At 65.6% G+C, this 8717-nt stretch carries 7 protein-coding genes; 3 read left to right on the top strand and 4 right to left on the bottom strand.

Going from position 1 to position 8717, the window contains the following annotated elements; all coding sequences use genetic code 11:
* The 4 genes from H7290_RS14080 to H7290_RS14065 all read right to left on the bottom strand — a co-directional run.
* A partial coding sequence (locus H7290_RS14080) for a hypothetical protein (protein WP_290514645.1) occupies positions 1-582 on the bottom strand: 582 nt, incomplete at its 3' end.
* A gap of 8 nt (positions 583-590) precedes the next feature.
* Positions 591-1607, bottom strand: coding sequence for a PD-(D/E)XK motif protein (locus H7290_RS14075; protein ID WP_290514644.1), 1017 nt, complete (start codon positions 1605-1607; stop codon positions 591-593).
* On the bottom strand, positions 1604-4486 hold the full coding sequence (locus tag H7290_RS14070; protein WP_290514643.1) for a Z1 domain-containing protein: 2883 nt from the start codon (positions 4484-4486) through the stop codon (positions 1604-1606). Before H7290_RS14070 ends, H7290_RS14075 begins: the two co-directional genes overlap by 4 nt.
* Positions 4483-5997 carry an ATP-binding protein gene (locus H7290_RS14065; protein ID WP_290514642.1) on the bottom strand — a complete coding sequence of 505 codons (1515 nt, stop codon included), beginning with the start codon at positions 5995-5997 and terminating at the stop codon, positions 4483-4485. The genes H7290_RS14070 and H7290_RS14065 overlap by 4 nt, the downstream gene beginning before the upstream one ends.
* Before the next feature lie 223 nt (positions 5998-6220).
* Between H7290_RS14065 and H7290_RS14060 the strand changes: the two genes are divergently transcribed.
* The 3 genes from H7290_RS14060 to H7290_RS14050 form a co-directional block, all read left to right on the top strand.
* A complete protein-coding gene (locus tag H7290_RS14060; protein WP_290514641.1) occupies positions 6221-6658 on the top strand; it encodes a very short patch repair endonuclease in 438 nt (145 codons plus the stop codon).
* A gap of 73 nt (positions 6659-6731) precedes the next feature.
* Positions 6732-8015 (top strand): ATP-binding protein, encoded by a 1284-nt coding sequence (locus tag H7290_RS14055; protein WP_290514640.1) that lies wholly within the window; start codon positions 6732-6734, stop codon positions 8013-8015.
* The coding region (locus H7290_RS14050; RefSeq protein ID WP_290514639.1) for a DNA cytosine methyltransferase at positions 8012-8717 on the top strand (706 nt) is incomplete at its 3' end. The genes H7290_RS14055 and H7290_RS14050, both read left to right, overlap by 4 nt.

Below are 8717 nucleotides of genomic sequence, written 5' to 3'. Positions count from 1 at the left end.
GCTCCCCACTCCGACGTAGAGGAGGGTGATCGCTTCCCTTGGCGGGCCTGACCACTCGAATCGCCAGAGACGGCCCAGGTCCCAGACGTGATACGTGACCTTCGCCTGATGGAGCGTGCCCGCGGGCGGCGGGGGGGGCTTGACGCGTGCGTTGGTAAGGAGCGTGAGGCGGACCCTGAGTGCCCTGGGTAGTGCTTCCGAGAGGAGGCTGCACATGGACCAGGAGGGGAAGGCCTCCTCGATCACCGACGTGAGCTCCTCGGTCTGCGCGACAAAGCGGTCGAGGGCTGCGAAGTTCCTGGCCAGCTGGACCTTCGTCATGTTGCGGATGGACAGGTCCGGCCGGTAGTCGGTGACGAGGACGTCGATGACTTCCCCGTCGTCCGAGATAGCGAAGCCGGATGCGGACATCCCCTTGGCGCCGCTCGTGTGGAACATGGCCGTCTCGCCGTCATCGAGTTCACCGGCGTCGGTCAGTATCGAGCGCATGTAGTCGGTGAAGGCGGCGTCCTGAAGCTCGTCCCCACGTTCGGCGTCGCTGTACACGCGCCGCTGCAGTTCAGCCAGGAACTCCTCGTCCACTCCAGCGCTCACGGACGTAGTCCTTCGAGAAGCGCCGCGACCTCGGCCTCGTCGAGTCTGAAGTCCTCGCAAGCAGAAAGCGCAAGGCCGTAGGTCACGTCCCCAACCCCCACGGGGAGATCGGCCTCGACTATCCGCGCCATCGGCTCCCGCACGTCGAAGTGTTCCACCGCTCGGATGGCGTAGGAACGGTCCTCGTACCTGGGCGCATGCATGTCCAGGTAGCCGTACTGGATGAGGCGGTCATCGAGTAGCAGCCCGGCGTCGCTCTGCCGTCCGACGGCGTCGCGCAGCTCCGCGACCTTTGCAGGCAGCGTCTGCCCCGTGCCATCACTGCGTTCATCGAGGGCGACGTGCACCAGCAGGAGCCTGTCGAGGCCGCTGGTGTCCAGCTGCCGCTCGGACGAGATGCGGACCGTTGTCGGCTGCGTCTGCCGGGACGCCTTGACCTCGATGGTGAGGGCATCGAACTGGAAGTCCTGGATGGCCTCGGCAGGGCCGGTCCATCGATCCATGCAGACTTTCGCGTCGACGCCGGCTTCCAGCAGTCCTGCGGCGGCGGAGGGCTCGCCGAATAGGCCGGCACGCTTCTCCCCGCTCATCCCGTCGCTGTTCGCCTTCAGGCATGTCTGCCACCGGATGACTCGTCCCGCGAGGAAGTCCAGCGCGGGGGCGCGCCTGTCCACCGGTTGCTTGTCGAGGATCTCGAGGCCTTTCAAGAGATCGGTGACGAGTGCCTCGAAGATGCTGTGGAATCGGTCGTCCACCTCGGTGAGCTGCAGGGTGGCCGGCACCCCCGGCCGTGCATCGACGCGGATGTCGAGCCCCTGGGAGCTGCGCAGTTCACGCCACAGCGTTCCCGGCCTCTCGTCGAACCGCGCGAAGAAGCCGGCGCGCCTCGACGGTCTCTCCTGCGTCAGGAAGAGATCGAAGGGCGTCCCTCGGAGCCGCCGCTGCACTTCACCCTTGCCGGCACCTGTCGCGTCTGTATCCATGCTCGCCCAGACAGCACCGAGATCGATCACGGGGCGTCGTCCTCATCGTCGTCTTCATCCAGGACAGGGAGCGTGGGACGAACGAGGCGCTGCCACACGTCCTTGGTGACCTGGTAGTCGACCGGCTTGGCGTGTTCGCTGCCCGGGAAGGAGAGCGCGAAGCCCACGAAGGGGAACCCGTCCCGTACTTCCTCCTGCGCCTCTGCCGGGTTGAGCGGGTACAGGAGCAGGATGCCCCGTGTGGCGGGCCGGAAGCGGCGGCATGCAACGCCCGCCGGTTCCTCGGGTGCACCCTTGGCGAGGTCGCGGCGGGGGCTGTTCTCCCACATGGTCGTCGTCAGGTCGAGGGCCTCCTGGTAGAGCTCGTTCCCTGGGCGCATGTCGATGCGTTCGTGGGGAGGGCTGATCAATCGGCGGATCGGGAAGCGTCCGCTGTCTTTGTTGTCCTTCTGATCCGAGTGGATCTGGCGCTTGGTGAGTCCGACCTCGATGCCACCCACCGTGAACGGCGCCGCATCCTTGGACGTGCTGTTCGCGAGCAGCACCCACCAGTCCGTGAGCTCGGCGGGCTGATCGCTGTTGCGGCCGAGGATGTACTCCCTCAGCGGCTTTGGCTGCACCTTGTATGCGTCCGGATGGGCCCTGTAGGCGTCCAGAAAGGCAGTGACGAGCTTCGCGGGCACGCCGGTCCAGACGAGACTCGACCCGGCCCCGATGTCCTTCGTCTGTTTGGCGTCAAGCGGTTTCGGCATCGCTAGGACCAGTGCCTCGAGAGCAACCCAGTTCGCCTCCCGCGCCTGACTGTCGGTGTCGAAGAGGACGGACTCGCTGATGCCCCCGGCGAAACTCATGCTGATGAGCTGTGCGGTCCGCATCTTGTTGGCCGCTGTGACCATGAGCCCGTCCGGATGCTGCTGGACCCTCAGACCGAACTCCCGTGGTGTGCTGCCCAGGGCGACCATGTAGTCGAATTCCCGGTATAGCTCCTCCGCGGCAGCGGTGATCAAGCCGTAGCGCCGGTTCAACTCGTCGGTCGTGTAGAGACGGCAGAGGTCGAGATATCCTGGTCGGTAGCCGAACCAGCGACCCATCTGCATCAGCGTGTCGTACATCCGGGAGCCAGCCAGGTAGTAACTGACGCTCAGACCCTCCAACGTCAGCCCACGGGACAGCTTCGCCCCGCCGACGGCAATCACGTTGAGGCCCTCGGGATGATCGACGTAGTCGAGCGAGTCTTTGACCGTTCCGTTCACCTCCCGGACGCCGATGACGCCGACGGCGATCCGCAGTTCCGCTTCGAGCTGCCTCCACGTCGGCATCGGGCCGACCTGGTCGGCGACGTCCTCGGTGGAGGCGAATTTCCTCGCCGTCGGGACGAAGTCATCCTCGAACAGGGCCTGCGCGGTCAGCCATAGGGAGTCGGTTCTAGGGTCGCCTTGCTCGATGCGGTTCTTGATGCGATCGAGCTCACCGATGACTTGGTCGCGTACCAGCTTTTGCACGGCGGTGAAGCGGGTGACGTGGACCAGCATCGAGTTGTGCCTGTTGCGTTGTCCGCGCCAGCGTCTGACCGCAACGGTCAGCACGAACGACAGGATCGCGTCCCGGAGGGAGTCCGGCATGTCCCCCGGCATGATTTCCTTGCCGTGCCTGTCGGGGATCCACGTCTCGTAGTCCTCGATGCTCCGCACCATCGGCAACGCTTCCAGCGGCTCGATGTTGCGGGTGACATCCTCCTTGAGACCGAAGACGCGTGAGGGTCCGACGTAGTTCGTGGGTGCCGGCAGGCTCAGGATGAAGCTCTGGGGGAACAGGCTCTTTCCCGCCGTGTCGTGCTCGACGTCGGGGTCGATGAAGATGTTGGCGAACGGAGTGGCCGTGTAGCCGACGTAGGCACTCTGCTGGAACTGGTTGAGCAGCTTGCGGATCAAGCCGTTGATGACCGGTGGGTCGTACTCGTCGGTCGAACCGCGCTTCGGCCCGTTGGTGTCCACCGAAGCCTGGTCGGCCTCGTCGTCGATGATCAGGATCGGGACGTTCTGGACGACCATGCGTCCCGTCTCCGGGTCCTCCACGGCCTTCAGGCTGGTGGCCCACTTCAGGATGTTAGTCAGGACGCTCTTGTTCTTCTTGACGACGAGGACGACTGGGTCGGCGCCTCCGACTGCCACGCCGACCGTCTCCGCAACCTTGAGGCTGAAGTCTCCCGTCTCCTTGCGGGACGTGAAGGAGTTCACGTGCAGGAAGCCCTGATGCCCCACACCGACGAGACCTGCGCCTGCGAGGTCGGACCGTAGGGCCTTCTCGGTGCTGAACCCCAGGACACCCTCGTCTACTCGGGCCTGGGTCTGGGCCCGGAGGCTGTTGTGGATGCCGGCCAGCACGATCACGAGCTTGTACTGGGCGTCGATGGCCTTGCACATGAGCCCGATGTAGTTGCCCGTTTTCCCGGACTGGACCTGACCGGCGACGAGACCACGACGGTCCCAGGCTCCTTGACGCCCCGGGCTCTCCAACCGCCCCAGGATCATATCGGTGACGTCGTCGATGGCGGCGACCGAGCCGACCGGCATCCGGTTCACGGTAAGGAGGTACTGCTTGTAGCGGTTCCAGAACTTCCAGTTGATGTCGTCCTTGCCCTCGACGAGCCAGGGAACGTGGTCACCGTCGTCGGAGAGGAAGTTCGCGTCCGCGATGAAGACGTTGAACGACGACTCGATGTCCTTCTGCAGCGCCTCTGCATCCACCGCTGCAACAAAGTCGGCGTCGTGGAGCGTGGCAGACAGGCCCAGTATGGCGGCGATCTTGTCGTGGATGGAGTCGGCCGTGACCACCTTGCCGTTGGCACGCTCTGCGCTGACGATCGTCATGACGAGGCCGCGGACCTCGTCGTAGGGGGTGATGGTCATGTCGCTCCGTCTCGCAGGGACTCGGTGATTGCGGGAAAATTGCTGAAGGGCTCCAGCAGTACCAACTCGTCGATCGCCTTGTCGCGGGCCATGCCTGCGGTGGTCATCATCTCGAGTGCGTAGTGGAGGAGTTTCACGAGCTCATCGGGACGCGTCTCGTAGGGAGTGCTCTGGGTGTCCAGTGCCTCCGCGAGGCGGATCCCGATGAGGGACGTCGGGATGGTCTCCTCGACGAACTTGAGGACCCGCTCCACGGCGCGCTTCTGGGATGCTGGACCCGAGAGTGCGTCCTCGATCAGGGGATGCTTCCTGTTCAGCCGCAGCCTCACATCCCCGGACCGCGCCTTGAATTCCTCCCAGGCCACTATCAAAGGCCGGTCGGTGCCCTTGGCGAGGCCTGGGACGATGTTCCCGCGGTAGCGGTACACCTCCTCGGCGGACCGGCGCGTCCTCGTGGCCAGTCGTCTCAGGTCGTCCATGACCACACCCGGTGGCCGGGCGGTGGACTTCTTGACGTCGATCTGCCAGGCGAGGTCGAGGGAGGCGTCGAAGTCGACGACGATGCGGGCCAGCTTCGTGTGCTCGTCCTTGGCACCCGCGGCCCCGAGCCAGTCGCCGGCCACGACGAGTCGGTTGTTCCGGTAGACGTAGAAGCCCTGGTGGGCGGTCCAGCCACGGATGCCCGCCCCCAGCTTCTGCTGCTCCTCGGACAATTTGCTCCTGTGCGGGAGCACGTACGGGCGGGCGGTGATTACCGAGCCCATGAACGGGATCCTGTCCCCTGCGCCCAACGCCTGGGTTGCGGGATGCTGGAGCACCGGATCCCACGGCTTGACCGCGTTCCCGTTGACCGAGATCTTTCTTGCCCCTCTACCGACGAGGAACCGGTGGAAGGTCATGCCGAGGTGGGCCTGAACCTGTGCCGCCACCAGTAGGAACCGGTCGTTCGCCTTCTCGGGATCCTTCTCGACGTCGCCCAGCAACCGGTCGCACTTGGTCCACACGACCGCGGTCCCACCACTGGCCAGGATGCGCTCCCGGTACCTCTCCGCCTGGCTGGAGGAGGTCTTCAGCAGACGCCACTGCCCGGTGCCCGCCACCAGGTCGAGGTTCCAACGGCGGATCTGTACGTCGGGGTCACCTTTGCTTCGGGTCAGCACCGTCAGCTCCCGGGCCTGGGAGAAGGATGCCGTCTTCAGTCCGAGGCCGAAGCGGCCGAGGTCCGTTGCCTTGCGGGCCTCCAGGGGGCTCATGCATCCAGGTCGCATCGCCTCCACGAGGATCTCGGCTGTCATCCCGTTGCCGTCGTCCACCACGGCGACGTGCGAGTCAGGACCGTCCCAGACGAAGAACAGATCCACGTTGACAGCCTTGGCGCTGATGCTGTTGTCCAGCAGGTCCGCCAATGCCGTCTCGGGTGAGTACCCGAAGGACCTGAGGCTCTCCACCAAGGCCTCAGGGCGGGGCGCAGCCTCGTCCCAGTCCTGTTGCTCGACGGGCAGTGCCTTCACGGTTTCAGCGCGGTCGGTCAACAGGGGTCGCCTCCGTGGACTAGGCGTCGGTGGACTGCCGGACTGCCGGACTGGCAGTCAGGGGGATGTACGGCCCTGGGGGCACCCTATCCATCGGCCGGACAGTTTCGAGGGCAAAAATGACGTCGGGTGACGGGTTTCGCCCCTCCCGGGGATTCATCCTCCGTAAGGTCCCGCCTGCCCGAGCGGGCAGACTGGAGCGGTGGCCGCCTCCGCCCCAACCAGCCCGGCAGGGCCCATCGACGTCCGCGTGAGCGAGCGCATGAGCCGGATGCCGAGGGCCAACACGAAACCCGAGATCGCCCTTCGCAGGGAACTGCACCGGCGCGGTATGCGCTTCAGGATCCAGGTGCCCCTGCCAGGCAGGCCCGACATCGCCTTGACAAAGGTCCGCGTGGCCGTCTTCGTCGACGGCTGCTTCTGGCATGTATGCCCGGACCATTCGACAGCGCCCAAGAATAACCGAGACTGGTGGCGGTCCAAGCTCGACGCGAACGTCGCCCGAGATCGCCGGAACGACGCCTCCCTGCGGGCCCTCGGCTGGCTCGCCGTGCACATCTGGGAACACGAGGACGTCGCCGTATCTGCAGCGCGCATCGAGCGGCTGTGGCGGTCACGTCTCGAGGGCCAGCGCGCCTAGTCTTGAACTGTCAGTGGCGTATGGGAACCTGGTGGTGGTCGAGGTCCGGCCGTGAAGGATGAGGAGCGGTAGAGTGACGTCCCGACGCAGCCTGACGCCGTCCGCTGCACGACTCACTATGTCCCTGCGGGACATCGGCTATGATTTCCCCGCCGCCGTAGCCGACCTTGTCGACAACAGCGTCTCGGCCGGTGCTCGTCGTGTGGACATCGTGATCGAGTTCGATGGAAGCGCATCGAGGGTCTTCATCGCCGACGACGGCTCGGGGATGACGACCTACGGCCTCCACGAGGCACTGCGGTTCGGTTCGCGTCAGGGCTACAAGGCGGGCGACCTTGGCCGTTACGGGCTAGGCCTCAAGACGGCGTCCCTCTCACAGGCCCGCAGGATCACCGTCGTGTCCCGGCGGCAGGGCGCGACGAGGCCGCTCATCACCGCACGGACGCTGGACCTCGACCTGATCGTCGAGCTCGATGACTGGATCGTCGTGGACCCTGGCCGAACACCTGAGGTGGACAGGGCGCGAGAAATGCTTCCCGAAGACGGGGGCACCGTCGTCCTCTGGGAGACCCTGGACCGCCTGCTGCCGGAACAAAATCCGGAAGGGGGTTGGGCCCGGCGCCGCATCGACGCCCTTACCGCCAAGACGTCGGCCCACATGGCCATGGTCTTCCACCGGTTCATCTCGGGGGAGGTGGGCGAGCCTCTCGTCATCACCGTCAACGGCGAGAAGCTCCGCCCGTGGAATCCCTTCGCGCCCGATGAGGACGCCCGGCAGGAACTTCCGCGACGCACCTTCGAGATCACCATCGGCGATGTGAGCGGCCACGTCTCGTTGCAGCGGTTCGTGCTGCCCTCCCGTGACGCGTTCAGCAGCCCGGCCGAGTTCGAGAAGTTGTCCGGCCCTCTCAAGTGGAACCGCCAGCAGGGTCTCTACATCTACCGGGCCGACCGGTTGGTGCAGTGGGGTGGCTGGGGTGGCATCCGTGGCATCGACGAGCACACCAAGCTCGGCCGCGCGGCCCTCGACTTCACGACCGACCTCGACGCCGTCTTCCAGGTCAACGTCGCCAAGATGAGGGTGACCCTTCCGGCCGAGCTGCGGCCCATGCTGGAGCGTCCCCTGACGGAACTGTGTCTCCGCGCAGACGATGCGTACCGGAAGACATCGAAGCGCTCCACCGGGGACAAGGGGTCCCCGAGATCGGAGTCGTCGGCGGAACGCCACACATACGGGCTGGCACTGCGTGCAGCAGCGATGCAGTCCGGCCCCGGCGACTACGCAGCCTTCAAGCGGATCGTCGAGAGTCTCCGGTCGTCTGCTCCCGACATCGTGAGCGATCTCGGTCTCGAATGACGACAGACGGCACCGTGCAGGAACAGGACGAGGACACCGTGCCTCAGGTCGACTCGGTGGACGGGCCTTCGACCGAGGGCGGTCGTGCACCAAGCGGCCGGTCGCTTCCGTACAAGACTGTCCGAGGCCCCTTCGTCAGGCTGGCGCCGCACAAGGACGCCTGCGACAGCCTCGAACAGCTCGTCTCCTTGGCCGAGCGGCTTCGTAGGGAGAATCCAGAGGTACGGCTCGCTGCGGACCTTTTCAGTGGCGCTGGCGGGCTCAGCCTCGGTCTTGACAAGGCCGGGTTCAAGACGGTCGTGGCCGTCGACCACTACCCCGAGGCGGTGGAGACGCACCGCCACCACTTCGCAGGCATGACCTGCGACTGGGACCTCGGGGACGTCAAGCGGATCGAGGAGCTCGCAGCCGTACTCAAGGCCATCAAGGTCGACCTCATCGCCGGCGGGCCTCCTTGCCAGCCGTTCAGCAAGGCCGGTCGCTCGGGGATCCGTCACCATGTCCGCAACGGTTTGCGCGATCCCCACGACCAGCGTCGCGACCTCTGGCGTTCCTTTCTCGAGGTCATCCGGCTGGTCCGGCCCTCGTCTGTGCTCATGGAGAACGTGCCCGACATGGCACTCGACCGCGAGATGTTCATCATCCGGGCGATAGTCGAGGAGCTTGAAGGGCTCGGCTACTCCGTCGAGGAGCGCGTCGTCG

Source organism: Aeromicrobium sp. (genome assembly GCF_014378035.1).
Lineage (GTDB): Bacteria > Actinomycetota > Actinomycetes > Propionibacteriales > Nocardioidaceae > Aeromicrobium.
Note: the sequence above shows the minus strand (reverse complement) of the source record. Positions and strands in the feature narration are given on the sequence as shown.